A 26,511-nucleotide genomic window follows, 5' to 3' on the forward strand; every position below is an offset into this window, starting at 1 on the left:
AAGGTGGTTCACATGGATTTTCAAGTGCCGACAATTTTAATTGGACTCGGAGGAATTGGCAGCACGATTACGCATGATATTTATCGAAAGCTTCCACTAGAACGGCGCAAAAAAGTAGCGATGCACGTCTTTGATACAGATATTAATACGTTAAGTCATTTTCAGCATATTCGTAAATTTGTGACGCAAACGAGTTCTAGTAAAACACCGCGCGAATATATAGCAGAAGATCCAACAATCCCAGACTGGTTTCCGATTGATCCAACTATACTAGATAAACCATTAACAGAAGGTGCAGGTCAGCTTCGAGTTATTTCTCGCTTAGCACTTCGCGCGGCAATGAAGGAGGATAAATTAACATCGTTTTGGCAGGAAATTGAGAAAATTTTTCCGGTCACTAGTGATAAAACAGAGTACGGTGTACGAGTTATTATTATTACATCATTAGCTGGCGGTACAGGTTCAGGGATGTTTTTGCAAATCGCTCTTTATTTACGAGAAATGCTTCGGAAAAAGTTACAACATCACAACATTTTAATTCGCGGCGCTTTCTTGCTTCCTGACGCTCTCGTAAAGACGCGCACAATAAGCGGGAAAGAATTTGAAGCAGTGCAAGCAAACGGCTATGCATCATTAAAAGAATTGCATGCTATTACATTAGGATCTACAGGAGAATTATCACGCCGCGGGGGCGTTACAATTGAGTTAGAATACAGGCCTGATCAAGTGGATGAAGATGGTCGTACAAATCATACAATTATGCAACATCACTTACCATATAATTATTGCTTTTTATATGATTATGAAAATTTACATGGACATCATTTAAATAGCTTGTCTGACTATATGGAACAAATGACAAATACGATTTATTTACAACTATTTAGTCCAATGTCAACGAGTCATTTTGCGCAGGAAGATAATCAAATTCAGCAACTTGCTGATTCAAATGGTAAAGCCCGTTATTGCGGGGCGGGAGTCGCGAAACTTATTTATCCATATGAAAATGTTCTTCGTTATTGTGCTTTGAGATGGGCGGTACAAGGGCTAGATGAATCATGGCTTCATTTAGATCGACTCTTTTTAGAGAAGAAAAGTCGGTATGAGCAAGATGTTCGCCGCGGCATGCAACGTGAAAAACCAGAGCGAGGGAAAAGTTTCTTAGAGGATTTAGAACATTTAGCGACTCGTCCAGAACAAGCACATGTATTTTATAAACAAATGTACTATGAAGCACGTGAAGGGGCAGAAGGTGGAAAAATCGGTATATCAAAAGCAAAATTGTTTCTCGAGTCAGTAGAAAGTTATGTGCAGCGTACGGTGCAAAAAGATGAAGAGTTAAATCGTTTGCAGCGTGAGTGTAAAATTTCGGCTGCAAAGTTGAAAATTGCCGAGCAAATGAAAGGAGAAGTCGCACGAGTAGACCATGCGGTACGGTTATATGCGTATGCAATCCCAAGCCGTGTACATGAGCATGTAACAACATTGGTATATGACATAATTGAAGCAGATCGTTTTACGCCAAGTGGTTCAGAGGGACAGTCATATCAGTTAAATACATGGTTTTTGAAGAAAACTGATCCCGTTCATCCTGTTGCTGCAAGGTATATGTTATATGAAATTCGTAAATTGTTAACGGAGAAAATGAATCGTTTGCACGAAAATAATGAGCAAAAGCGTAATCTCGTTCAAAATTACGATAAAAAGTTTAATGTAAGTAATATTGAAGGAACGGTAACAGCCGTTCGACGTGTTGAACTTGCACAGCAGCAAGGATGGATTGGAAAGGTATTTCATAATGAACAGCGTTTATTCCGAAAAGAATTTCAAGATATCGCTACCCAATATGTACACAAGTTAAATGAGTACCGAAAAGAAATGTTGCTAGAACTTGTGTATCAATCTTTATATCAAGCTGTAGATAAAATGATTCAATATTGGGAGCGTTTCTTTGATAATTTACAAGAAACGCGTGAAAATTTATTATTAGATATTCAAAAGCGAAGTAAAGAATTTGAAGGGAAAACGAATCCAACAAATGTATACGTATTAGCAGATGAACGAATGCAGGAAGAAATATGGAACGATATTCATCACCATGTAAACAATGGTGTGCTGCCAAAAGAGATATCTGCTGAAATTTATATGAGTTTATATCGAGAGTATTGCAGGGAAGCAGGGACGGAGGAAGGGCAATCTCAAAAAGTAGAAGATTTTTACCGAAAACACATTTTAACGTATTGTGAAAAAGAACTAAAAGAACGGTACAGAGATAAGCTAGAATTAAATATTATTGAAGCGCTTCGAAAAGAAGCTGCTATTCAAAGGCGTAATATGACAGAGTATGTCAGTGAAAAAGTAGAAGATTTATTACATCTAGCAAGTCCATTTATACCAAAAGTTGCGCATCACCGTGAATTACAATATTGGGGTATTCATCCATTTGTTCATCAAGAATTAAATGAAGAAGCGCTCCAAGAAATGTTTCAAGAAAAAGAAACTGTTGATAAAGCTTTTTCGCCGTATGAAATTGTATGTTATCGCGCACATTATGGGTTATCGTTACAAGATTTTCCGAAGTTATCGTCCGGACATCTTGTAAATGGTTATGTGAATGAGAAGGGAGACTACTTTCAAGCGTATTATCGCCGCGTAAATAAATTAAACATTCGTAAATCAAATTTAACGCCTCATCTCGATAAATATTGGCATTTGCCAGCGTTTATGCCAGATTTAAATGCAACGCAAACGAAGTTAGATTATGAGAAATGTAATCGCGCTTTATTATATGCATATATATATCGCTGGATTAGCCTTGCGGCGGTAGATGGTCAGTTCGTTTACCAATATAACGGAGTGGGCCGAAGTTCTCTTATTCAATCGATGGGAAAAAATGTAACGAATGAAGGGTATAAATTACACCGTGCCTTGCTTCATAATCCATTTATATATGAAAATATCATTTCTCGTTTTGAAGAAGAGAAGGAAAAAGCGTTGCAACATGGAGGACATTTGTATACACATTCATTTGTATTAGGTGCGCAAGATATAAGGTGGCTTCGAAAGGAATATGTTCATAATGTTTTAGATATTATCTTGATGTATGATAAGGAAGCGAAATATGATCCAACGTTAGAAGAAACATCTGATGAGTTATTGCGATTACTTGTTGATGAAATTGAACAGTATTTTAAAGCTTATTACGGGACTGGTGCAGAATCAGCAGCAAAAAAAGAAGCAACTTTATTTGTAAAGCAACTATGGAATCGCTCATACGCAAAAGAATTTGTAGATCCTAACAGTGCACCATATAAGAAATGGTTACATCTTCTTAATATACAAATCGAAGAGGAAGATACAAAAACGAATGTTTAAGAAGAGATAGGGAATCCTTAACTTTGGAATGTATTATTTTGAAAAGAGGGATTCTTATGCCGTTTCTTGGAAGTGTGTACCAAGTGTTTGGATTGTATGCAGAAATTTATCACGCAATGGTTTGTATGGAGAATAAAGATACTCAATCTATTGATAACGGTATTATTAAAGAAGAAAATGAAACTGTAGAAGAATAATAAAGAACATGCAGGTTAACCTGCATGTTCTTTTCGTTTTCTTATAGTTTTACAACATTTTTAGCTTGGATTGCTGTTAACTTATTTGCATGTAATTGTTGTTAACATTACTACCATTTGATGCTTTCATGCATTCAAATCCTTTTTCACTATTAAACCATTGTACTGTCCTGGTTGTTTTCATATAAACAATCTTTAAAATATTACTAAAGGTGTGTCTCTTATTTATATAAACCAAGCAAATATAAGCATATATTTAAATTTGTTATCGTTTTTACGTTAAAACGGAAGATAAGAACAGTAAATGTTCATTATCGTTTTTGAAACCTCAAAACAACGAAAGCCCTACCTCTCTTTCGTCCTTACGGCTCCGATGACCGCGCCAGTATGAATCGGGATATCCAAAAACAATGATTGGATAAATGAACCTCATCGTATACTTAGAAGTATGGGAATAAAAAGTGGTGAGAATAATTCATTTAGAGGAAAAAGAATTTTTTTAGAAGGTAATGTTCCTATAATCAAATCGTAATTTAAACCATATCATATTTACATTCATAAAGCAAAAAAAAACAAAATAGATGTTAGGCTATTTTGTCGTTTTAGGTATCTTGTAATAATTAAAAATCAAGTTCAAAGTGGTTTTAAAAGAAATTCTTTACCTAGCCGACTTTCGTATTTAATAACTCAATTGCCTGATCTTCAGTAATTCCTTTAATTAAACTCAATTCACTAATTAAAATTTTTTGTGCGTTGTCTAACATTTGCTTTTCACTTGTATTAAGTGCCCTTACTTTATTTCTGCGTATTAAGTCACGTACTACTTCAGCGCCTTCTTGGATTTCACCCCTCTTCATTTTTTCCATGTTTTGAGTATATCTCTGCTTCCATGAGAGTGAGTTATCTGATTCGCCGTATTGAAAAATCAGTAGTACATTTTCTAATGTGAGGATATCGGCAATTAGTCGTATGCGTGATTGGATCATTTTTTTCATGGGGATCATTATTTCCATATTACTAATGGGGATTCTTATTACATAATATTTTTGTTTTTCGCCTAGAATTTCTTTTTCTTCTATACCTTCAATCACACCTGCTCCATGCATTGGATAAACAATTTTATCGCCAATTTGAAACAAATAATCCACCTCCATATGTGGTAACCTTCTTAATTCTATCACATATAAGATGATAAGTAAAATTTATTATAATATCACAAAATAATTATCAGAGTCAATAGGTTTAGTTTGTTTTTATATGTTTTTTTGATGAAAGAAAATTACTGCTACATACATTCGTAGAAGCACTGGTAAACCTAACGAATTATGAAATTGATGTACGTGAGCAAAATATGATTCATTCAATGGTAAAGGTGGGGGTCTTACTGCCCGTAAAAGCCCGATTGGGCGGGCTAACCATCAGTGGGGGATGAAGTTTTCCAAGATACAAAATTATTACACCACGCCACTGCCGTTAGCATTGTGGGACAATCATATCGAATTAAGAGTCATTTTAGCGAAGAGAAAGAGTAATTGTGTACATTCTTAAACAAGCGAAAGTGTACATATTTAGGTTGACATTTACAGGATAAAATTTACAATTTAAAAAGGAGGACAAGAGGGGGGAACTGACGATAGTTATTAAAAAAATGTATGACAGCTATAATCTTTTCTAATAATGACAGGAAGTTATTTAGTAAAGAAGGAGAATAAATCTGTTTTTAAAAGTCAGAAATATAGAAATATTAAAAACAAATTGGTTTATATTCTATATCTGTACATTTTCGTGGTAGTCGTAGTAAAAATAGAAACTTAAATATGAGGTTCGTATATTAAGAAAGCCTGCTAGAAATTTGTTTTTTTGTATGGTTTAAAATCAGGGGAAAAGACTGCAATTTATATGAGATTATATCAGTCAGAGCGTTTCGTTTGATAAATAAACACGAGGGAACAGGGGGAATGGAGATGGGATCTTGGATTCGCTTTTCCTTAAAAAATGTAGGTGTTGTTTTTCTTGCAATGATTTTTATCGTTGTTGGGGGAATATACTCTATTAAAACGATGAAAATGGAGCAGATGCCAAATGTTGATATTCCATATATAGTCATACAGGTTCCTTATATGGGTGCCACACCAGATCAAGGGTTAGAAGATATAGGGAGACCGCTAGAAACTGCACTCTCTAATATTCAAAAACTCGATAATTTATATATTGAATCCCACAGCAATAGCGTAGTTGCTATTTTAGGATTTGACATGGATCGGAAAATGGATGAGGCAGAGAAAGATGTAACAAGTGCCGTTGCGTCTCTAAAATTACCGGATGGGGCAGGGAAACCTGTCATTATAAAAGATAGTCCTTCACCGATGCCAGTATTTACTTTTGCCATTTCTTCAGATAATGCTAAGCAAGCTGATATTTCGCAATACGTGAACGGAAAAATTAAAACGGCTTTGTCTACTGTTGAAAATATAGGTAAGGTGGATGTTTCCGGTGAAACGGAAAAACAGTTATCTATTAAACTTGATGCTGAAAAAATGAAAGAAAAAAATATTACTTATGATGTAGTGAAGCAGGCACTTTTAGCACACAACTTTTCTTTTCCAGCGGGGCAGGTCAATTTAAATGAAAAAACGTTAAATGTTCAAGCAGACTTCAAACTGAAATCACTTACTGACGTGAAAAATGTGGAAATGATGGTGCCAGGTCCTGCAGAAGTACGAACAGTAAAACTATCAGATGTGGCAAATGTGGAGTATGGAAGTAAGACAGAAACGATATATACAAGATTGAAGGATACACCTGCTGTTCTTGTATCAGTTAAAGCACAGCCAGGAGCGAACGCGGTTGAGGTTGTAAAGCAAATTAATCAAAAGTTATCTGATTTACAACTGCCAGATGGATATAAATTGACTAAGCTGTATGATAGTTCGAAACAGGTGGAAAAATCGGTTAACAGCATGCTTAAGGAAGTGTTGCTTGGAACGTTATTTGCTGTCATCGTAACATTTGTATTTTTGCGTAATGTGAGAGCTACGATTGTGGCGGTATTATCGATTCCACTTTCTATGTTAGCGGCAATGATTACAATGAAGTATTTACAATACAGTTTGAATATGATGACGCTGGCAGGTATTGCGGTGGCAGTTGGTCGGGTAATTGATGATTCTATCGTAGTGATTGAAAACATTTACCGAAGAACGTTAAATAGTGAACAGCGTGATGAAAGCATGGTTCTTAAGGCTGCTAAGGAAGTTGGCGGTGCAGTTACATCTTCAACAATCACAACTATGGCGGTATTTGGTCCGCTTTCGTTCGTACCAGGAATTATTGGGAAGTTCTTCGCACCTTTTGGCATTACAATTATTGTGGCACTTGCATTCTCGTTACTTGTTTCATTAACAGTTGTACCACTTCTTGCTAAATTGTTTTTATTGCGTTTGGAACATAAGGAACCACAAGAAACAATGTTACAGAGAACATATCAACGTATGCTGAGCTGGGCGATGCAGAAAAAGGTCATAACACTTATTTTGGCTTTCGTTGTATTTTCTTCATCTTTATTACTTGTGCCGATGATCCCAAAAAACTTTCTACCTGAAGAAAAGGCGGTCTCATATAATTTAACAACAGATTTGCCTGTTGGAACTTCACTTGATAAAGCTAACAGTGTGGCGAAGGATATAGAAAGTATTCTTAGTAAACAAGTGAGTGTAAAAAGTTATCAAACAATCGTTTCAGGAGAAAGGGTTCGTTTATCTATTGACCTGAAGGATAACATGACGAAAGAAGAAGTAACAACTTTTGAAAAAGACGTTAAAGAAAAGATGAAAAATTTGGGGACGGGTATTGAAACAGCTTTGACCCCAATCGGTATAACAGGAGGAGGACAATTTGCTCTTATTGTGGATGGGGGGAATGCTAGAGACCTGGAGAATGCCGGTAATAAAATTGTAGAGAAGATAAGGGATATAAAAGGTTTATCCAATGTGAAAACAAACTTATCCGCAGTAAAACCGCAACTTAATCTAGCAATTAATGAAGAAAAAGCAGCAGAAAAAGGTCTGAATCCGATGATGGTTGCCGCTTTTGTAAGAGGAATTATCTCTGGTGAAAATATTACAGCAGTACAATTAGATGGAAAAACGACTTCTGTGAATGTAAGCTTAAAAAGCGATAATCTTACGTCTATTGAAAGTATTACAAGTCAAAAGATTACGAGCCCTCTTGGTCAGCAGGTAAAGTTGTCGGATGTAGCGACACTTTCTGAAGAGCCTGGACCGACTGCATTGTATCGCTTGAATCAACAAGAGTATGTACAAGTAAGCGCAAGATTTACGACAGATAACGTTTCTGGTGTTCAAGCAGAGATAGACAAACGTTTAAAGGATCTAGATTTACCAAAAGGAGTAAAATACCGCTCGGAGGGACAGTCGCAAGCTATGAATGAAGGCTTTCAAAATATGATTGTTGCTATGGGGATCGCGGTTGTTCTTGTCTTCATGGTTATGCTAGTGACATTTGGGAATGTAATAGCTCCATTTGCGATCTTATTTTCCCTACCATTCCTTTTTACAGGTGGTTTGCTTGGATTATATATGACTAACGAACCTTTAGGTATGCCTGCGCTTGTTGGGTTCCTCATGTTGATTGGAATTGTTGTGACGAATGCCATCGTGTTGATGGATCGCGTTATGCAAAATGAAAAGCAAGGAATGACTATAAAGGAAGCTGTATTAGAAGCAGGGGTAACAAGGCTCCGTCCGATTTTAATGACAGCCCTTGCTACAATTGGAGCACTCATGCCGCTAGCGTTGTCTACTGATGGAGGACTTATCTCTCGATCTCTTGCCATTGTGGTTATTTCTGGTTTATTAACATCTACACTATTAACGTTAATTATTGTACCGACTGCTTATTATGTTATGGATATGATAAAGCGGAAATTCACAAAGAAAAAGGCGGTTTTGGAGGTAGAAGAGACAGCGTAAAGAAAGAAGGGAATGGAAAACTTTTTTCCATTCCCTTCACTTTGTTGAAAAAAGATTATGTCAAAGAAAATGCCAATTTTTTTTGGCATTTTTTGATTTCTATTTGTTTTATAAAGTAGTTTATTCTATTCGTTTTCTTATAGTTAAACGATCTCTGTTCACTCGTTTATACGTAATTCATAATATTATTACCATGGATGTTTTCGTATACTATATACATGTTGATTTAGCAACATATAATTCGCTGCTATGCAGAATACAACGTGATCTGCAGTCGCCTACTCTTTTTGTTTTAAACTTTGCATGTAGAAGAAATAGGCTATGACCGTTTCGATGCACGGCCAGATAGTCTCGTCCATCTTAAAAAAGAATTTTTAGTTGTATTTATATAATTTAAAAACAAAATGAGTGTATAATAGATTGAAATTCTCGTCAGTAAGAAGTTTACTACCTAGTGAGTGTAGGACGAATAGTTTGAAAAGTGTATGAAAGAGGTTTTCATAGTATGGTGAAATGGAGTTATTTTGTTTTTATTAATATTTTTGCTTTTATAATGATGGGACTAGATAAAAGGAAAGCTAAGAAGAAACAGTGGCGTACACCAGAGAGTACATTGTTTTTAATTGCAGCAGCAGGGGGAGGAATGGGAGCTTGGATTGGAATGTATATGTTTCATCATAAAACACACAAAAATAAGTTTGTGTTTGGTATTCCATTACTTGCAGCTGCGGGGGTATATGTGTGGATTTAAAATAAAGTTTGACCGTATTGAAAAAAGATGAACTGAAATCCTTACTTAATACAGAAAGGATTTCAGTTTTTTTATTGTTGATACAGTTAGCTTAGTTCAAGAAGGAGATACATTTAAATGTAGAAGTTAAGCAGGCTTTAAGGAATTCTTTATTCTCCAGAAATGTGTTTATTGAGTATAGATGTTTCTTGGGAAAAGTTGTTTGTTTAATCTTACGTATGGTATTTTATTCCTTCTTAGTTTGTGTTCTAATTAATACAAAGGGGGCAGGTAGATGGATAATGATATTAAACGATATTTAATATGCACTCTCATATTTACGTGGGGACTTTGGGGGATATTAATTAGCTTAATAAAATTGAACATTACTACATTTGGAACTCCATTAGCAATGATATTGTTTGTTTTCGGGGGGATCATGCCAGCGATCATTGAAATTAGTCTAAAGAAAAAATATGGATCGAAAGAGGAGTTTAGGGTTTTTATAAAAAATATTGTTAATCCTAAACATCATTTTGTATGGTATTTTCTGATTATTGTTCTAGCTTTTATTAGCTGTTATCTGCCAACGATATTTGATGGAGCAACGATGCAAAAGCCATTATACGTGGCATTACTTAGTTTTCCGATAATGATCATTGGCGGCGGACTTGAGGAAATTGGCTGGAGAGGATTCTTACAACCTGCCCTTCAGAAAAGGTTTTCGGCATTTTTTAGTACGGTGATTGTGAGCATAATATGGGCTATTTGGCACCTGCCTTTATGGTTCATTCCAGGCACGAACCAATCTCAAAGGAACTTTATATCCTTTACAATTACGATAATCGCCGTATCCTTATTACTAACTACAATTTATAATGCAACTAAAAGTATTTTTATGTGTCTCATTTTTCATGCGCTTCTTAATTCTTTTTGGAGCGTATACGTGCCAAATGATAAGATTTTACCAGCCTTTGCAACCCTTATTTTTGGAATTTTTGTTTTTATTTTGTATAAATTAGTAATAAAAAGGAATAGTCCTTTTTATAAGAGTCATTCAATTTAACGCAAGAAGAGCATGTTTTATTTAATCTTTTTAAAACATGCTCTTTTCTTTTGAATATTATAAAGAGTTTATGTAGCGGAAAATTGTAAAGTAATAAAAGGACATTTTATAATGAAGAAAAAAGAAAAGAGGAGAGTTAAATGGAAGCGCAAAAAAAAGGGATGATATATGCGACAAGTGCATATATGATGTGGGGAATCCTGCCGCTTTATTGGAAATTGATAGACGACGTTCCGGCAGAAGAAATTTTAGCTCATCGCATTGTTTGGGCATTCGTTTTTATGTTATTCGTTTTATTTATTTGCAGACGTTTTGGCCAATTTACGAACGAGTTTGTAGAGCTTTTTAAACGTCCTAAATTATTCATGTCATTAACTATTGCTTCTATATTAATTAGCGGGAACTGGTTTGTGTACATATGGGCCGTTAATCATAATCATGTTATTGAAGCGAGTCTAGGTTACTATATTAATCCACTTGTTAGTATTTTACTTGGCACGCTTGTTTTAAAAGAGAAACTCAACTTTTGGCAATACATTGCTGTAGGGTTAGCGGCATTTGGAGTTGCAATTTTAACCGTTCGCTATGGATCGATTCCGTGGATTTCCATTTCATTAGCATGTACGTTTGGTTTATATGGTTTATCAAAGAAATTATTGGATTATGATTCAATGATTGGGTTGACAATGGAAACGATGCTTGTAACACCGATAGCTCTTGTATATTTAGGAATGCTTGGTGCCGAAGGGGTTAGTTCATTTGGGACAGTGTCGATTACATCGACATTACTTCTAGCGGGAGCGGGAATTGTTACCGCATTGCCGCTTTTATATTTTGCAAAAGGTACAAAGCTTATTCCGTTATCAATGGTCGGATTTTTGCAATATATCGCACCGACAATTAGTCTTGTATTAGGAATTTTCGTCTTTCATGAACATTTTACTACTGCACACATGATAGCATTTTTCTTTATTTGGATTGCGTTAGTTATTTTTTCAATAGCAAAAACAAAATTTATGTTAAATAAGCAGCCGAAATTTATAAAAAATAAATCTGCAAAAGTTTCGTAAAACGGCATAGTATTATGTATGCCGTTTTCTTTATAATGAAAGTAAAGATATTCCATTATAAGCGGTGAGGTGTGAATTATGGAAACAATTTTACATAACAACCCATTAATGTCTGCGGTCATTGCATGGTTTTTAGCGCAACTTACAAAAGTTATCATCACTTTAGTAAAAAAGAGAGAATTTGATTTTGCACAGTTTTTTGCTTCTGGCGGAATGCCGAGTTCTCATTCTTCCACCGTCACAGCATTAGCAATAGCAATTGGAATTGAAGAAGGAATGACGAGCTCTATATTTGCTATTGCGATGATTTTTGCGATTATTGTCATGTACGATGCATCCGGAGTGAGACTTGCCGTCAGTAAACAAGCGAAAATTTTAAATGATTTTTTCCATGGAAGACAAACGGAGTATAAAAAATTGAATGAACTTGTTGGTCATACACCATATCAAGTCGTGATCGGGGCGCTTTTAGGAATTGTTGTTGCGATTTGTTATTGTTCGTAAGCAAAGTAAGGAATGAATCTTACTTTGCTTTTTGTTGTACACATATTTACGTATGTTTTTGAATATCGTATATGGATTCAGTGAAGAAGGGGGGATATCTATATGCTATTGTATGACAAAGTAAAAAACGAAATGGAGCGACAAGTTACAGCGTTACGTACGATGCAGCAAAGAGATGGAACATGGCGTTTTTGTTTTGAAGGATCCCCGCTTACGGATTGCACGATGATTTTCTTGTTACGTATGTTAAGAAAAGAAAAAGAAATAGAGCCATTTGTAGCAAGGCTTACTTCTTTGCAAACAAATGAAGGAATATGGAAGTTGTATGAAGATGAGCCAAATGGGAATCTTTCGGCTACCATTCAAGTTTATGCTGCATTGTTAGCTTCTTTGCAATATAAGAAAGAAGACAGAATTATGCGCCGCGCAGAACAATTTATTCGCGAACAAGGTGGAATTACAAATGCTCATTTTATGACGAAGTTTATGTTAGCATTGCATGGACAATGCAATTATCCTCCATTTTTTCATTTTCCTATGCCTTTTTTCTTTCTACCGGATCAATCCCCGTTTAGTATGTATGAGGTGAGTAATACTGCTCGTATCCATTTCGTGCCTACGATTATTTGTTTGAATAAGAAATTTGTAGTAGATGAAATTGATATTCCTGATTTGAATCATATAGTGGGTGTAAATAAAACAAATTGGTTTCATTCTAAACGTTCTTCAGTTTGGCAAACAATTTTATCGGAAGGAAAAAAGCTAATTTCGTATCCATATACACTTCACCATAAAGGATATAAAGCAGCGGAACGTTTTATGCTAGAACGAATAGAAGGAAATGGAACACTTTACACTTATGCAAGCGCTACTTTTTATATGATTTACGCCCTCCTTGCCCTCGGTCATTCTATACATTCTCCTATTATTGAGAAATCTGTATCAGGGTTACAGTCATACATATGGAATACAAAGAATGGTGCTCATTTACAAAACTCACCTTCAACAGTATGGGATACTGCTCTTTTAAGTTACGCTTTGCAAGAAGCAAATGTGTCAGAAGATGATGCGATGATTGAACGAGCAAATCGTTTTTTATTAAAGAAACAGCATACTTCTTATGGGGATTGGCATGTTCATGCACCTGCTTTACCTCCTGGTGGATGGGGATTTACCGAAACAAATACCATTGCACCAGATTGTGATGATACAACAGCAGCGCTGCGTTCACTTACTTCTACGGCGAAGAAAGATAAGAAAGTAAAACGAGCTTGGGATAAAGGAATACATTGGATTCTTGGAATGCAAAACAAAGATGGAGGCTGGGGAGCATTTGAGAAGAATGTCGATAAGCATATGTTTCTGCATATTCCTCTCGATAGTGCAGAAGATATAATTCTCGATCCGTCTACACCAGATATAACAGGAAGGGTACTTGAATTTTTTGGAACGCATGCATCGAATGAAATAAACAGTTATGATTTACAACGCGGGGTGCAATGGCTTCTACGCAATCAAGAACAAAATGGTTCTTGGTATGGAAAATGGGGAGTTTGTTACATATATGGCACATGGGCTGCTGTAACAGGCCTGCGGGCAAATGGTTTGCCAAAGAATCATCCAGCAATAGAAAAAGCAGTACGGTGGTTAGAAATGATTCAACATCGCGATGGAGGGTGGGGAGAATCGTGTAGAAGCAGTAAGGAGAAACGGTTTATTTCCACGTCTTTTAGCACACCTTCTCAAACTGCATGGGCTCTAGATGCACTTATTACTGTGAATGATACAGAGACAGCAAGCATTCAAAACGGAATGAATTATTTGTTAGAGCATTCTTTTCATAATATTGAATACCCGACTGGAACAGGACTTCCAGGAGAGTTTTATATTCGTTATCATAGTTATCATCGTTTATTTCCTTTACTCACCTTGGCACATTATGTGAAAAAATACAAAAAATAAACCGAGACATATTCTCGGTTTATTTTTTGTTTCGTTGCTGTTTTTGACGTGCATCTGCAGCATCTGCACGCGCCTCTGCTTCTAAGTCATCTTGATCAGCAAGTTCCCTAGAAAATTCAACATCAATACCGTCAGATACTTTGTTTTGTTGTACATTCGTTTTCTTCATCTTACACAATCTCCTTGTGTTATGCTAAGTTGCAATTATAGTGTGACACAAATAGACTTTTTTATACAAAAAGGAAAATGACATACATAAGACGAAATATATAGAAAATATATTAGAAAGTGAGGGAGAAAAATGAATTTTTTAGAGGGGAAAACAGCTGTTGTCACTGGTGCGGCGCAAGGAATTGGAAAAGAAATTGCGCGTGTATTTGGTGCTTTAGGAGCAAAAGTATTGCTAAGTGATATGAATCAAGAAGTTCTAAATAGTGCGACAACTCAATTGTTACAGGAAGGATATGATGTAAGAGCGTATGTTTGTGATGTAAGCAGTCATACAGATGCAAAATCACTAATTGAGTATGCCATTCAAACATACGGTGCATTGCATATTTTAGTAAATAATGCAGGGATTACACGAGATGCAATGCTGCATAAAATGGAAAAAACAGCATGGGAACAAGTGCTGCAAGTAAATATAACAGGGGTATTTAACTGCATGCAACCCGCACTTTTACATATGCGTAAACAACAATATGGACGCATTATTAATATTTCTTCGATTAGTTGGCAGGGCAATATCGGTCAAGCGAATTACGCTGCTGCGAAAGCAGGTGTAATTGGATTAACAAAAACAGCATCAAAAGAAGCAGCTGGATTTGGTGTTACATGTAATGCAATTTGTCCGGGATTTATGGATACCCATATGACGAAAGCTATACCGGACAAAGTAAAGGAAAAGATGATCGCCGCGATTCCAGCTGGGCGAATCGGAACGCCGCAAGATATTGCGAACGCAGCGGCTTTTCTAGCATCAGACTTTGCTTCTTATATTACTGGAGAAGTGTTAAATGTAAGCGGGGGATTACAAGTATAAAGTAAAACTTCCATCGGTGAACGGTTGATAGAAAACGTTCATCAATCTTATTAGATTTAGATAAGGAAAAAAGTCTTGCCGATTGGCAAGACTTTTTTCTAGTTTAAGTTAATCCAAACACTTTTTACTTCTGTATAGTTATTTAAAGCATAAGAACCCATTTCGCGTCCAAGACCCGATTGTTTATAACCTCCAAATGGAGAGGCTGCATCAAAGACGTTATAACAGTTTACCCATACCGTTCCAGCTCGTAATTTATTTGCAACATAATGGGCATTTTTCATGTTCTCTGTCCACAAACCAGCTGCTAATCCATATGCTGATTTGTTAGCACGTTCAATCACTTCATCAATGTCATCGAATGGCATTGCAGCAACGACAGGACCGAAAATCTCTTCTTTCGCAATCGTCATTTCATCTTGTACAGCTGCGAAAATTGTTGGGGAAACGTAATAACCATTTTCGAAAGGTTTCGTTCCGCCAACTAATATTTCTGCGCCTTCATTTTTTCCTTTTTCAATATAGCCCATCACTCGATTTTGTTGTTCTTCTGATACAAGGGGACCAATGTTAGTTTGTGGATCCAATCCAGCACCCTGCGTTAAGCTTTTTGAATATAAGGCAAGATCTGCTACAACATTATCATACATTTTCTTTGGAATGAACAAACGAGATCCAGCGCAGCATACTTGTCCTTGATTAAACATAACGCCTGAAAGTGCAGCTGGAATTGCACGAGACAAATCAGCATCAGGCAAAATAATATTTGGCGATTTGCCCCCAAGCTCTAATGTCACACGTTTTAAAGATTGAGATGCTTCTTTCATAATGTGTTTTCCAACTTCAGTGGAGCCTGTGAAAGCAATTTTATCAACGAGAGGGTGACTGACAAGAGCTTGACCAGCTGTTTCACCATATCCAGGTACAATGTTAATAACACCTTTCGGGAATCCAGCTTCTTCAATTAATTCAGCTAAATATAGCGCGGAAAGAGGCGTTTGTTCTGCTGGCTTTAATACAACGGTACATCCAGTTGCTAGTGCTGCTCCCAGTTTCCACATCGCCATTAAAAGAGGGAAGTTCCAAGGGATAATTTGACCAACAACACCAACTGGTTCATGGCGTGTATAGTTAAAATAATCTCCTGAAACAGGAATTGTTTGACCAACTAATTTTGTTGCCCATCCAGCGTAATAACGCATATGTTCAATTGCAAGAGGAAGATCTGCAGTCGTTGTTTCTTGAATTGGTTTTCCATTATCTAATGTTTCAAGCTGTGCAAGTTCGTCTTTATGTTTTTCCATTAAATCAGCAAGCTTGTACATGAGGCGGCTGCGATCGGCACCGCTCATACGAGACCATGGACCTTCATCAAATGCCAGGCGTGCTGCTATAACAGCTTTATGAATATCTTCACGGCTGCCTTCATATACAACTGCTAACGTATCGCCAGTTGCTGGATTTGGTGTTTTAAATGTTTTTCCAGAAGCGCTTTCGATAAAGTCTCCGTTTACATATAACTTTTTTGTTCCTTGTAAAAATTTCTCTACTTTTTCATGAAGGTTCACAGCTAGTTGACTCATTGTATAACCCCCTTAAAAATATATAATGTAAACGCAGCAAAATACTGCGTTTATTCCAAATAAAAGAGGAGGTGTTAGATAAACTAGGTGAATGACATCTAATTTCAATCGTAACTTAAAGAATCAGAAATTTCAATCTTTATTTATGTTGCAATTGTTAAAAATATGTAATTTTTTAATGTATGTCCAATGTTTTTTGTGAAATCTGTTCATTTTGCTTTTTTGTAGGAAAAACTATACAAAGAATGTTACAATAGTACATCGTGGAAGGAGGGAAAAGAAATGAATCGACATCATGATGATCCGCGTTTTCGCATTGCACATCGTGAAGCGTGGATTGGAATTGGACTTGCTGTTATCAACTTTCTGTTATGGTACGGTTTTGCATATGGATTAGGTAGTGGCAATCCAAAAGAGTATACATACATATTAGGATTTCCAGCCTGGTTCTTTTATAGTTGTATAGTGGGATTTGTTGTAATGGTTTTACTTATTGTCTTTGTTGTTCGTTTCGTATTTCAAGATGTTTCGTTTGACGAGGAAGAAAAGAGTGAGGAATGAAAATGAACTGGTATGTTATTATTCCAATGATGTTATCTTTTATTGTTGTATTTTTAATTGGTGTATACGCATCGAGACGTGTTCAAGCGACCGCGCATAACAAATTTTTGCAAGAGTATTTTCTTGGTGGACGCGAACTTGGTGGATTATTATTAGCAATGACAATGATTGCGACGTACGGAAGTGCGAGTAGCTTTATCGGTGGGCCTGGAATTGCTTATAACATTGGCCTTGGTTGGGTGCTATTGGCATCTATTCAAGTTGTAACGGGTTACATTGTATTAACTGTACTTGGAAAGAAATTTGCGATTATTGCAAGGGAAATGGAAGCTATTACGTTAATTGATTACTTGAAAGGAAGATATAATAGTAAAGTTGTTGTTATTTTATCGGCATTATGTATTATTGTTTTCTTGTTTTCAGCAACTGTTGCGCAGTGGGTTGGCGGCGGAAGATTAATTGAATCATTAACAGGTCTTTCTTATACAACGTCTTTATTTCTTTTTACGTTTTTTGTACTTGTTTATGTGTTAATTGGTGGCTTTCGTGCTGTTGCGCTTTCAGATACAATTCTCGGCCTTATTATGCTGCTTGGTACGACAATTATTTTAATTGGTACAATTGTTGCAGGCGGTGGTATTTCAAATATTATGCACGAGCTTGTACAGATTAATCCAAATCTTATTACGCCGTTTGGAGCAGATGGTAGTTTAACAAAAGTATATGTGTCATCATTTTGGATTTTAATTGGCGTTGGAGTAGTTGGCTTGCCGCAAATTAGCGTGCGTGCTATGTCTTATAAAAATTCAAAAGCGATGCATCAAGCTTTAATTATCGGCACTGTAGTTGTTGGGACAATTATGATTGGTATGCATCTAACAGGTGTATTCGCTCGTGTCGTTTTGCCAGGAGTGAATGTACCAGATAAAGTAATGCCGTTGCTTGCGATGAAAGTATTGCCGCCTTGGCTAGCTGGTATTTTCTTAGCAGCTCCAATGGCAGCCATTATGTCGACAGTGAACTCATTGTTGTTACTTGTGAGTTCTTCTATTATTAAAGATATTTATGTAAATTATATAAACGAAAATGCTGCGGATCGAACAGTAAAAAGGGGAACGCTCTGGATTACAGCAATTGTTGGATTGCTTGTTTATGCTGCGGCAATTAAACCACCTGACTTTTTAATTTGGCTAAATCTATTTTCTTTTGGTGGTTTAGAAGCAGCATTTATTTGGCCGCTTGTACTTGGGTTATATTGGAGAAAAGGGAATGCTGCCGGGGCACTTGCTTCTATTATTGTTGGAGTAGGTTCTTATATGGGATTTCATTTGCTGCTCCCTAATGCTTTTGGTGTTCATACGGTCGTATTTCCAGTCTGTTTAGCGCTTATTGCTTATATTATAGGAAGCATGTTGTTTTCACGTAAGTTGCAATAAAGTGAAACTTCCATCAGTGGAGAGTTTTTTCATCTCCCACTGATGGTTAGTTGAACCAATCGGGCTTTTACGGGCAGTTATCCCCCACCTATCTTCTTCGCTTTCTCTAAATCTTGAGGTGGGGGTCTTACTGCCCGTTAGTGCGGGACAAACTTGAAATCTCTACATAAAAAGAGAACATCATTAAACGTACTATATTTAGAAGAGGATACTATGTTAAATATGAGAGCATAGTTCCTCTTCTTTTTTGGTTCATCACCAAAAGACAGGGGGGACATTTAGATAGATGTACACTCCACTCCGAGTGGACGCTTTCCGCGGGCGAGAGCGAGCCTCCTCGGCAAGCCTGCGGGGTCTCACTTTCCTCGCTATTCCCGCAGGAGTCGTCACTCTCCGTTCCGTGTATTGAAAATGATTCACTTTTAAAAAATCAACCCCATGTTACGGTGGTGAACCTCTTTTTTACGTTATTTACTATACATATCCATTTCGATTTTTTTGAAATCTTTGTCTAGCTCTGCCTCCTAGGCCCTCATGTCTAAGAACCTTCCGCACGAGAAGGTAAAAAACACCTTCTGTGTGAAAGAACCTTAGCCAACAGGCCTAAACAGTCGGCTCCGCTTTTCTTTATAAGTCGCTGTTATGTAGAATACAACATGATCGCTACTTGCTTTCTCCTTTTGTTTTCAACCTTGTATATGGTAGAAAAAGGCCCTGGCCGCTTCTAGGCATGGCCAGAAGCTCTCGTCCACCTAAAAAGAAAGAGGGTTTTTATGTCGATTTTTTAATTTGTATTTATATGCATATTCAGAATTTAGAAAATTAGTCTATGATGTAAAAAATATTAAAGGAACGTATTGGGGTCGATAGACAAAGCTTTTTCAACTAACACATGCTTGAATTGAATGGATCTGTTTAAGAAAATTGCTGTTTTATAAATATAGATAATATAGTATGATAAATTGATAATTACGAAATATCAGAAAAGTCAAAGGGAGTTGAAAAATGAAAATTAATAAAAAGGTATTTGAAATAATAGATTCTGTAGAAAACTTAGATGATGGATTTGAAGATATAGTAGAATTATCCATGAAATGTAAGTTTTCTAACTGCACTCATACAACCGAGCCTGGCTGTGCAGTTAAAAAAGCGATTTCTGAGGGCATTTTCTCAGAGGAAAGATTTAATAACTATTATAGAGTTACAAACGAAGCAGAATATGTTTCTCAGCAAAAGAATAAAACTAAGGCTATTGATTATATGAAACAATTGAAACTTTTTCAAAGGTCTTAGCTAAGTTTATTCATAATTAATTACACTGCAATACATATAAATTATAAATAAAGAGCAATACATATTTATATGTATTGCTCTTTATTTATTGGGATTTTTTAAAATTTAGGTTTTGATAAATGTATTCTCCTGCTCTTCTTATTATGCAAATTTACGTGTTCTATATGTAAAACGGTCGTTTTTATGAAATAGTTTTGGAAAGACATAGCCATCTAATCCAATACGTCCAGCATTATAACCTGATACTAAAATAAACATAGTTAAAATAATCATATTTGGATTTGTACTTACAGTTCCACTTAATAAGAAAGATAGATTCATCATAATTCCAAAAAATGCAGCTGTTTTTGTTAAGCCACCTAAAATAAGACCAAGTCCTACTAAAATTTCTCCCCATTGTACAAGGAAGCTGAATAATTCTGCATGAGGAAGAGCAAAATGTTGAAGGAAATCAGCCCACCAGCCTTGTACAGCAGGATGATTGCCAGATGCTTGAGCGATTGCCCCTTTTAAAAAGCCGCTTGCATTGAAAGATTGTCCAGTAAGTTTTCCTATTCCGGCAGATAACCATGTATAGCCTATATATAAGCGTAAAAATAGTAATACAAAGGAAGCGCTTTTATTATTTCTTAAGAAATTAATAAACATGAAAATCCCTCCAGATTCGTATGTGAAATTTCTTTATATATTTATCATGTAACTTTGTGAAAGTAATCGCAATGTATAAAGTGTGAACAATTCACATGAATGGATTATTTTGTAGATAATTCATAATTTGTTTATAATTTTTTTTCATATGAGATAAAAACGCCTATATTTTACTTCTGTACACTTTTTTTTATTCATATAGTAATAGCAATTGATAGGATGGAGTTGAATGCCTTGAAAAAAGTACTGTTTCTTGGAGATCCTGGTATTGATGATTCATTGGCAATCATATACGGTTTATTACATCCTGATATTGATATTGTTGGCATTGTAACAGGATATGGAAACGTTACACAAGAACAAGCTACGAATAATGCAGCATATTTATTGCAAATAGCTGGAAGAGAAGATATTCCCATTATTAATGGGGCAAAGATTCCTTTATCAGGAGAATTTATAACATATTATCCAGAAATACATGGACAAGAAGGATTAGGTCCTATTCGTCCACCTGAAACAATTAAGGCAAATGTGAAACCATTTTGTGAAATATTTGAGGTTATTAAAAGGTACAAAGGAGAGCTGATTATCGTTGATACAGGTCGTTCAACAAGTTTAGCAACGGCTTTTATTTTAGAGAAAGAATTGATGAAAAGTGTAAAAGGGTATTACATAATGGGAGGCGGATTTTTTGTTCCAGGTAATGTTACTCCTGTTGCAGAAGCAAATTTTCACGGAGATGCGATTGCTTCGAATTTAGTCATGCAATATGCTGAACATGTTACGTTAATCCCGCTGAATGTAACGAATGAAGCGATCATTACTCCTCATACTGTTACATATATTGCAAAGAATACAAAAACAAATTTTAATAAATTGATTGAACCAATTTTTAATTATTATTACGTAGCCTATAAAAAATTAAATCCCAAAATAGGGGGAAGTCCGATTCACGATGTTTTAACAATGATGGCTGTCGTGAATCCTTCTTTGGTGGAATATGTATATCGTCGTGTTCAAGTTGATGTAGGTGGTCTTGCAAAAGGAGAAAGTATTGCTGATTTTAGACCGCAGCCAAGTGCAGAGGCGATGAAAAATTGGATAAGAATTGGCTGGAAATTACACTACAAACAATTTCTTGAAGATTTTATTCGGATTATGACATAGACAATATGCAAGTTTACAAGTTACAATAGAGGCGATCTGTAAAAAGATCGCCTCTATTGTTTTGAATATGAATTTTATATAATAGATTAAAAGAGAAAATTTAGGAGAGGAATTCCATTTGAGAACAATTGGATTATGTGTGGGGATAATTGGTTTATTCGCATTTATTATCTCAGGTAATTTTTTAGTGAAAAAAGTATGGAGTTCAAATTATGATGATGCGCAGTATGTTGCGTCATTTGTAGAAGAAAATAAAGAGCAAAAAAACAGCTCATTGTTAGTAAAACGAAATGATAAGTTGGTTTATTCTGTAAATCCTAATATTGTATTACCTGTAGCGAGTACGATGAAGCTTATTGTAGCAATGGAATTTACAAAACAAGTAGGAGAAGGAAAAATTGATCCAAATGAGCTTGTGTCATTGGAAGATGTTAATCGTTATTACATTCCAAAGACAGATGGCGGTGCTCATGAAAGATGGCAAAAAGTTTTAATGAAAAAAGGACTCATTGAGGAAAATGCCGTTACGCTAGAAGAAATCGCAAAAGGAATGATGAAATTTAGCTCAAATGCAAATACAGAGTATTTAATGGAGCGTCTTGGTATCGACAATATTAATGCAAACATAAATAAACTGGCATTACCGTCACATCAGCCATTATTTCCGATTGTTGCGTCTTTGTATATTCCGGGATATTTACACAAGGAATTACATGTTCCAAAACAGCAACTGGAACATAAGTTAAAAAACATGTCGCAAGAAGAATATCGCAAATATGCGATGTTAATGCATGAGCGTTTAAAGAAAAAAGGCACGCAGTTGCAAAATGAAATTCCGCTTTTCTTAGGAGAAAAATATGAAAAAATATGGTCTGAAAGGTTTCCGGCCGCTTCTGCGAATGATTATATGATTTTATTAGAGAAAGCAAATCATAAGAGGGATCTTACAAAAGAAGAAGAGAAAGAATGGGCACAACTTGTAGAATCAGATATGCAAGGGAAAAAGTATCGCCAAGTTTTTCGACATGCCGGTCAAAAAAATGGCTATACACCATGGTCTTTATCTAAAGCTGTATATGCAACAGACAAACAGGGGAACTGCACAGAAATTGTCTTTTTGGCAAATGATGTAAATGAAGACGACAGTGCTGAATTACGTAAACATTTACTTAATTTGCATTTTCAAATGTTACAAAGTGATAAATATAAAGCAACTATTATTAAGTAAAACCAATGTGTATGCATCGGTTTTTTTCTTTGGATAAACACATTATTTTAAGTAGTTGGGTATGATGATTAATAATCAATAGACGAGGGGAGCTATTTGAAATGCAGGAGGGGAACAAGGAGTTTTTGCAACGGGAAGGAGTAAGCTTTCCTGGTAAGACATATGCAGATTGTATATTACAGCACATATTCTATTTTCAGAGAAATTATTTATTGGAGGACATGTTTCGTATTCATCATGCACATGTCATTATGTTGGAAGAAGAAGGTTTGTTAAAAAAACAAGATGCTAAGATAATTGTAACGGCAGTAGAAAAAGTAAAAACTATCCCATTAGACAAGCTTGTATATAGTAAAGAGTATGAAGATCTCTTCTTTTTAGTTGAGCATCTGATTCAAAAAGAAGCAAACAGTGATAGTATTAGCAATATGCATATTGGTCGAAGTCGAAATGATATGGGGGTGGCGATGTATCGGATGAGCTTACGACGTTATTTATTACGATACATCGAACATTTTATGTTACTACAAGAGGGTATTCTAGAGCAGGCTGAAGAGCATATGGAAACGATTATGCCAGCATATACGCATACACAGCCAGCTCAGCCAACAACGTTTGGACATTATTTGCTTGCCATTTATGATATGATGGGGCGTGATATGAAGCGGTTATGGAGGGCGTATCGCGCTGTAAATCAATCTCCTTTAGGAGCGGCAGCACTTGCTACAACAAGTTTTCCAATTAATCGAAAGCGCGTTGCGGATCTTCTTGGTTTTTCAAAAGTAATTGAAAATTCATATGACGCGATTGCAAGCACTGATTATTTATTAGAAACAAGCAGCACACTTATGATAATGATGACAAATACAAGTAGATGGCTTCAAGACTTTTTATTATTAGCTACGAAAGAATATAGTGGCATTACAGTTGCAGATCCTTATGTGCAAATTAGCAGTATTATGCCACAAAAACGAAATCCAGTATCCATTGAACATGCAAGATCTCTTGCGAGTAGCATTTGGGGAGAAGCATTTACGGTTTTTCAAATGATTCATAATACTCCATTTGGAGATATAGTTGATACAGAAGATGATTTACAGCCTCATTTATATGAAGGGTTTGAGAAGGCAATTCGAGTTGTTCGTATAATGAATGCGGTGGTACGTTCAATGAAAATTGAAAAGGAAATTTTGCAAAGTCGTGCAAATAGGTATGCAATTACGATAACTGAATTAGCTGATTCATTAACTCGGAAGTATGATGTTCCATTTCGCCGTGCCCACCACGTAGCTAGCTATATAGCAAAATTTTCAGAAGAACAGAAAAAAGATTTACATGAACTAAACCTTGCCGATATTAATGTGTATTTACAAAATGAACTACAGGTGGTACTAGCAGAAGAAGAGTGGAAAGAAATGATTTCCCCTTATTCTTTTGTTGCAAGGAGAAACGTATACGGAGGACCGAGCCGAGAGCAAATGCAACGGATGATTAGAGAAAGAAAAGACAATGTTGCAGGGCAGGAACAAATGTTAAGAGATGTAAAGAAGCAGCTTAGTGAAGCTGAAATACAAGTCAATACAATTGTTACAACTATTGTAAACTCATAAAATGAAGAAGGTTTTCCTTTTTAAGTCGCCAATATATCACTATATATTAGGAAAGAAGAGATTATAGTGATACGACTCCATTATTTTTAGAATCTAAGCAATAGAAAACTCGCTAATAACGAGTTTTCTATTGCTCATCGATACGTATAATGCCACCTTGATCGAAATGATTTGTTTCTAATAATTCAATAACAGCTTTTGCTACATAATCTGGTGAAAGTAAATGATCATTTTCTTTCAAAGTTAAGAAACGTTCAACCTGAATAAAATCTTCTTTTGGTGTTTGTCTAATTTCTGCCTGCATGTTTGTATCTACTACACCCGGTGCAAAAGAAATAACTTTTACTGGGTATTCTTTGTCAGTTTCCTCTAGCGCAATACATTTCGTGAGCATATTTATACCAGCTTTCGTTGTACAGTATGCTCCCCAGCCGAAGTACGGTTTTTGTCCAGCGCCAGAAGAAATGTTAATAATACGTTTATCTATGTTCCAGCCTTTCGTATGTTTCATAAACGCTGAAGAAAGTAACATAGGTGCTACTAAATTCACATGAACATTTGCAATTAATTGCTCACTTTCTGACCGCTCAAGTGGTTTCATGGGTGCTAACATACCAGCATTATTAATAAGGTGAATAGAAGAAACGTTTGTTACATCAATATTTGAAAAAATCTTTTCCATGAACGATTCAATTTGATGAATCTCCTGTAGATCAAACGAATAAAAATCAAACGGAATAGTAAGGTATTTTGCTTTTTCAATGAGTTGTTCATTTGGTTTACGTGATATAGAAATGAGTTTCGTCCCTTTTTCTAATAATTGCGTGGCAATTGCCTCACCTAAACCGCGAGAAGTTCCTGTTACTATTATATAACGCATATGATTATCTCTCCTTTTCCTATACATGTATTAGTATAAGGCATTCTTTTGTTTAAGCGAAACGAAACTGAACGAAATAATTGCCCCTACATACAATAAAGTAATGCATTGTTTTGAGGGGGAGTAGACATGTACTATGTAAATCCTAACTCGTATAATCAATTATATCGAGTATATGAAGGAACTTATAAACAAGTATCACAAGCGATTTTAGAAGCCATTAAAGGTGAAGCTGCTGCAATTGATTTTTATAGTCGGCTTGTAAAAGAAGCGCCAAATGCGAAACATAAAAAAGATATTGCACATGCATTAGAAGACGAAAAAGTACATTTACAGCAATTTATACAATTGTTTACAACATTAACGGGGAAACAGCCGACGTATCAAGTGATGCAAACGCAATATTCTTCTTATAAAGAAGGGTTAGAACGTGCGTATGAAGATGAACTAGAAGCGTATGAAGACTATCGGAATGCTTATTTACTAACTCAAAACTTAGCAGTTCGAGATGTTTTTTTTCGAGCGATGACAGATGAAATAGAGCATGCCATACGCTTTGGTTTTTTACGATCTTCTTTATTTTAAAACTAGACGATGTTGTCTAGTTTTTTTATCTCTACTATTCGAGGGCAGTAAAACCCCTATATTAAGATTGAGAGAGAAGAGAGAACCCGCTGATGGAAGTTTTACTTTATCAATGAATGAAGTTGCTGAAAGAGGCAGAAATAGATAAAAAATAATATTATGAGGAGATGTTATAAAAATGAGAAATCGAGGCGCAGCAATTATTGTAAAAGAAGGAAAACTAGCTCTTATAAAACGGATTCGGGATAAAGAGGTTTACTATGTTTTTCCAGGCGGTGGAATTGAGGAAGGAGAAACTTCAGAAGAAGCAACAGTTAGAGAAGTATATGAAGAACTTGGGATACATATACATATTAAGCGGCTTGCACAGAAGGTGAACTACAATGGGACACAATATTACTATGAAGCAACATTTGTAGGTGGTACATTTGGTAATGGAAAAGGTGAGGAATATATATATAATGACAGTGACTGTAACAAATATATTCCAATATGGGTACCGATAAAGGATGTATTAAATATAAATATTAAACCGTTAGAAGTGGGAGAATATGTATATCGATTATATGGAAATATGTAATTT

At 35.7% G+C, this 26,511-nt stretch carries 22 protein-coding genes and 1 pseudogene; 18 read left to right on the forward strand and 5 right to left on the reverse strand.

Features of this window, described 5'->3' with window-relative positions; genetic code table 11:
- Positions 1-12 precede the first annotated feature (12 nt).
- Positions 13-3,375 carry a tubulin-like doman-containing protein gene (locus ACIGHG_RS06685; protein WP_396547689.1) on the forward strand — a complete coding sequence of 1,121 codons (3,363 nt, stop codon included), beginning with the start codon at positions 13-15 and terminating at the stop codon, positions 3,373-3,375.
- Positions 3,376-3,431: 56 nt separating this feature from the next.
- Positions 3,432-3,572: a phosphonate ABC transporter permease gene (locus ACIGHG_RS06690; RefSeq protein ID WP_336472538.1), complete on the forward strand. Its 141-nt coding sequence runs from the start codon at positions 3,432-3,434 to the stop codon at positions 3,570-3,572.
- Between the two features lie 662 nt (positions 3,573-4,234).
- On the opposite strand, the gene ACIGHG_RS06695 is transcribed toward ACIGHG_RS06690, so the two are convergent.
- Entirely contained in the window at positions 4,235-4,726 is a 492-nt protein-coding gene (locus ACIGHG_RS06695; protein WP_336472539.1) for a CarD family transcriptional regulator, read from the reverse strand.
- 137 nt (positions 4,727-4,863) lie between these two features.
- Here ACIGHG_RS06695 and ACIGHG_RS06700 point away from each other — a divergent pair.
- The 7 genes and pseudogenes from ACIGHG_RS06700 to shc all read left to right on the forward strand — a co-directional run.
- Positions 4,864-4,950: pseudogene (locus tag ACIGHG_RS06700) on the forward strand (IS21-like element ISCbo2 family helper ATPase IstB); the annotation flags it as partial.
- A gap of 586 nt (positions 4,951-5,536) precedes the next feature.
- Positions 5,537-8,563 carry an efflux RND transporter permease subunit gene (locus ACIGHG_RS06705; protein WP_336472540.1) on the forward strand — a complete coding sequence of 1,009 codons (3,027 nt, stop codon included), beginning with the start codon at positions 5,537-5,539 and terminating at the stop codon, positions 8,561-8,563.
- Between the two features lie 508 nt (positions 8,564-9,071).
- Positions 9,072-9,314: a DUF1294 domain-containing protein gene (locus ACIGHG_RS06710; RefSeq protein ID WP_336472594.1), complete on the forward strand. Its 243-nt coding sequence runs from the start codon at positions 9,072-9,074 to the stop codon at positions 9,312-9,314.
- A 274-nt stretch (positions 9,315-9,588) separates the two neighbouring features.
- Entirely contained in the window at positions 9,589-10,359 is a 771-nt protein-coding gene (locus ACIGHG_RS06715) for a CPBP family intramembrane glutamic endopeptidase (protein WP_396547692.1), read from the forward strand.
- A 140-nt stretch (positions 10,360-10,499) separates the two neighbouring features.
- Entirely contained in the window at positions 10,500-11,429 is a 930-nt protein-coding gene (rarD, locus tag ACIGHG_RS06720) for an EamA family transporter RarD (RefSeq protein ID WP_336472542.1), read from the forward strand.
- Between the two features lie 78 nt (positions 11,430-11,507).
- Complete coding sequence (locus ACIGHG_RS06725) at positions 11,508-11,933, forward strand: divergent PAP2 family protein (RefSeq protein WP_336472543.1); 426 nt, start codon at positions 11,508-11,510, stop codon at positions 11,931-11,933.
- 102 nt (positions 11,934-12,035) lie between these two features.
- Entirely contained in the window at positions 12,036-13,895 is a 1,860-nt protein-coding gene (gene shc, locus ACIGHG_RS06730) for a squalene--hopene cyclase (protein ID WP_396547694.1), read from the forward strand.
- A 19-nt stretch (positions 13,896-13,914) separates the two neighbouring features.
- Here shc and ACIGHG_RS06735 read toward each other — a convergent pair whose 3' ends face one another.
- Entirely contained in the window at positions 13,915-14,064 is a 150-nt protein-coding gene (locus ACIGHG_RS06735; RefSeq protein ID WP_396547696.1) for a YfhD family protein, read from the reverse strand.
- 132 nt (positions 14,065-14,196) lie between these two features.
- Here ACIGHG_RS06735 and fabG point away from each other — a divergent pair, with 132 nt between their 5' ends.
- Positions 14,197-14,937, forward strand: coding sequence for a 3-oxoacyl-ACP reductase FabG (gene fabG, locus ACIGHG_RS06740; protein WP_090913509.1), 741 nt, complete (start codon positions 14,197-14,199; stop codon positions 14,935-14,937).
- Between the two features lie 98 nt (positions 14,938-15,035).
- Here the strand turns inward: fabG and ACIGHG_RS06745 are convergent, their stop codons facing one another.
- Positions 15,036-16,520 (reverse strand): aldehyde dehydrogenase family protein, encoded by a 1,485-nt coding sequence (locus ACIGHG_RS06745; RefSeq protein WP_090913510.1) that lies wholly within the window; start codon positions 16,518-16,520, stop codon positions 15,036-15,038.
- A 282-nt stretch (positions 16,521-16,802) separates the two neighbouring features.
- On the opposite strand from ACIGHG_RS06745, the gene ACIGHG_RS06750 reads away from it, so the two are divergent.
- The 3 genes from ACIGHG_RS06750 to ACIGHG_RS06760 all read left to right on the forward strand — a co-directional run bounded on the left by ACIGHG_RS06750 (position 16,803) and on the right by ACIGHG_RS06760 (position 19,810).
- Positions 16,803-17,081, forward strand: coding sequence for a YhdT family protein (locus ACIGHG_RS06750; protein WP_090913512.1), 279 nt, complete (start codon positions 16,803-16,805; stop codon positions 17,079-17,081).
- A 2-nt stretch (positions 17,082-17,083) separates the two neighbouring features.
- Entirely contained in the window at positions 17,084-18,517 is a 1,434-nt protein-coding gene (gene panF, locus ACIGHG_RS06755) for a sodium/pantothenate symporter (protein WP_336472547.1), read from the forward strand.
- Between the two features lie 1,005 nt (positions 18,518-19,522).
- Positions 19,523-19,810 carry a ribosome small subunit-dependent GTPase A gene (locus ACIGHG_RS06760; RefSeq protein ID WP_396547698.1) on the forward strand — a complete coding sequence of 96 codons (288 nt, stop codon included), beginning with the start codon at positions 19,523-19,525 and terminating at the stop codon, positions 19,808-19,810.
- A gap of 141 nt (positions 19,811-19,951) precedes the next feature.
- On the opposite strand, the gene ACIGHG_RS06765 is transcribed toward ACIGHG_RS06760, so the two are convergent.
- Positions 19,952-20,458 carry a DoxX family membrane protein gene (locus ACIGHG_RS06765; RefSeq protein WP_336472549.1) on the reverse strand — a complete coding sequence of 169 codons (507 nt, stop codon included), beginning with the start codon at positions 20,456-20,458 and terminating at the stop codon, positions 19,952-19,954.
- Between the two features lie 219 nt (positions 20,459-20,677).
- On the opposite strand from ACIGHG_RS06765, the gene ACIGHG_RS06770 reads away from it, so the two are divergent.
- The 3 genes from ACIGHG_RS06770 (at position 20,678) to argH (ending at position 24,463) form a co-directional block, all read left to right on the forward strand.
- A complete protein-coding gene (locus tag ACIGHG_RS06770) occupies positions 20,678-21,625 on the forward strand; it encodes a nucleoside hydrolase (protein WP_336472550.1) in 948 nt (315 codons plus the stop codon).
- 127 nt (positions 21,626-21,752) lie between these two features.
- Positions 21,753-22,853 (forward strand): serine hydrolase, encoded by a 1,101-nt coding sequence (locus ACIGHG_RS06775; RefSeq protein WP_396547778.1) that lies wholly within the window; start codon positions 21,753-21,755, stop codon positions 22,851-22,853.
- A gap of 101 nt (positions 22,854-22,954) precedes the next feature.
- Entirely contained in the window at positions 22,955-24,463 is a 1,509-nt protein-coding gene (argH, locus tag ACIGHG_RS06780) for an argininosuccinate lyase (RefSeq protein ID WP_396547701.1), read from the forward strand.
- 127 nt (positions 24,464-24,590) lie between these two features.
- On the opposite strand, the gene ACIGHG_RS06785 is transcribed toward argH, so the two are convergent.
- Positions 24,591-25,343, reverse strand: coding sequence for a (S)-benzoin forming benzil reductase (locus tag ACIGHG_RS06785; protein WP_336472552.1), 753 nt, complete (start codon positions 25,341-25,343; stop codon positions 24,591-24,593).
- Positions 25,344-25,472: 129 nt separating this feature from the next.
- Between ACIGHG_RS06785 and ACIGHG_RS06790 the strand changes: the two genes are divergently transcribed.
- Together ACIGHG_RS06790 and ACIGHG_RS06795 are read left to right on the forward strand one after the other, a co-directional pair.
- The gene (locus ACIGHG_RS06790; protein WP_396547702.1) at positions 25,473-25,928 is read left to right on the forward strand and encodes a ferritin family protein; all 456 of its coding nucleotides are present in this window, start codon (positions 25,473-25,475) and stop codon (positions 25,926-25,928) included.
- Between the two features lie 178 nt (positions 25,929-26,106).
- Complete coding sequence (locus ACIGHG_RS06795) at positions 26,107-26,508, forward strand: NUDIX hydrolase (protein ID WP_396547704.1); 402 nt, start codon at positions 26,107-26,109, stop codon at positions 26,506-26,508.
- The last annotated feature ends 3 nt before the right edge of the window (positions 26,509-26,511 follow it).

The sequence above is a fragment of the Bacillus sp. NPDC077411 genome, assembly GCF_044543425.1.
GTDB lineage: Bacteria > Bacillota > Bacilli > Bacillales > Bacillaceae_G > Bacillus_A > Bacillus_A bruguierae.

Coding starts and splice junctions, on each gene's coding strand:
- ACIGHG_RS06685 (WP_396547689.1), top strand. CDS start 13: ATGGATTTTCAAGTGCCGACAATTTTAATTGGACTCGGAGGAATTGGC.
- ACIGHG_RS06690 (WP_336472538.1), top strand. CDS start 3,432: ATGCCGTTTCTTGGAAGTGTGTACCAAGTGTTTGGATTGTATGCAGAA.
- ACIGHG_RS06695 (WP_336472539.1), bottom strand. CDS start 4,726: ATGGAGGTGGATTATTTGTTTCAAATTGGCGATAAAATTGTTTATCCA.
- ACIGHG_RS06705 (WP_336472540.1), top strand. CDS start 5,537: ATGGGATCTTGGATTCGCTTTTCCTTAAAAAATGTAGGTGTTGTTTTT.
- ACIGHG_RS06715 (WP_396547692.1), top strand. CDS start 9,589: ATGGATAATGATATTAAACGATATTTAATATGCACTCTCATATTTACG.
- rarD (WP_336472542.1), top strand. CDS start 10,500: ATGGAAGCGCAAAAAAAAGGGATGATATATGCGACAAGTGCATATATG.
- ACIGHG_RS06725 (WP_336472543.1), top strand. CDS start 11,508: ATGGAAACAATTTTACATAACAACCCATTAATGTCTGCGGTCATTGCA.
- shc (WP_396547694.1), top strand. CDS start 12,036: ATGCTATTGTATGACAAAGTAAAAAACGAAATGGAGCGACAAGTTACA.
- ACIGHG_RS06735 (WP_396547696.1), bottom strand. CDS start 14,064: ATGAAGAAAACGAATGTACAACAAAACAAAGTATCTGACGGTATTGAT.
- fabG (WP_090913509.1), top strand. CDS start 14,197: ATGAATTTTTTAGAGGGGAAAACAGCTGTTGTCACTGGTGCGGCGCAA.
- ACIGHG_RS06745 (WP_090913510.1), bottom strand. CDS start 16,520: ATGAGTCAACTAGCTGTGAACCTTCATGAAAAAGTAGAGAAATTTTTA.
- ACIGHG_RS06750 (WP_090913512.1), top strand. CDS start 16,803: ATGAATCGACATCATGATGATCCGCGTTTTCGCATTGCACATCGTGAA.
- panF (WP_336472547.1), top strand. CDS start 17,084: ATGAACTGGTATGTTATTATTCCAATGATGTTATCTTTTATTGTTGTA.
- ACIGHG_RS06760 (WP_396547698.1), top strand. CDS start 19,523: ATGAAAATTAATAAAAAGGTATTTGAAATAATAGATTCTGTAGAAAAC.
- ACIGHG_RS06765 (WP_336472549.1), bottom strand. CDS start 20,458: ATGTTTATTAATTTCTTAAGAAATAATAAAAGCGCTTCCTTTGTATTA.
- ACIGHG_RS06770 (WP_336472550.1), top strand. CDS start 20,678: ATGGAGTTGAATGCCTTGAAAAAAGTACTGTTTCTTGGAGATCCTGGT.
- argH (WP_396547701.1), top strand. CDS start 22,955: ATGCAGGAGGGGAACAAGGAGTTTTTGCAACGGGAAGGAGTAAGCTTT.
- ACIGHG_RS06785 (WP_336472552.1), bottom strand. CDS start 25,343: ATGCGTTATATAATAGTAACAGGAACTTCTCGCGGTTTAGGTGAGGCA.
- ACIGHG_RS06790 (WP_396547702.1), top strand. CDS start 25,473: ATGTACTATGTAAATCCTAACTCGTATAATCAATTATATCGAGTATAT.
- ACIGHG_RS06795 (WP_396547704.1), top strand. CDS start 26,107: ATGAGAAATCGAGGCGCAGCAATTATTGTAAAAGAAGGAAAACTAGCT.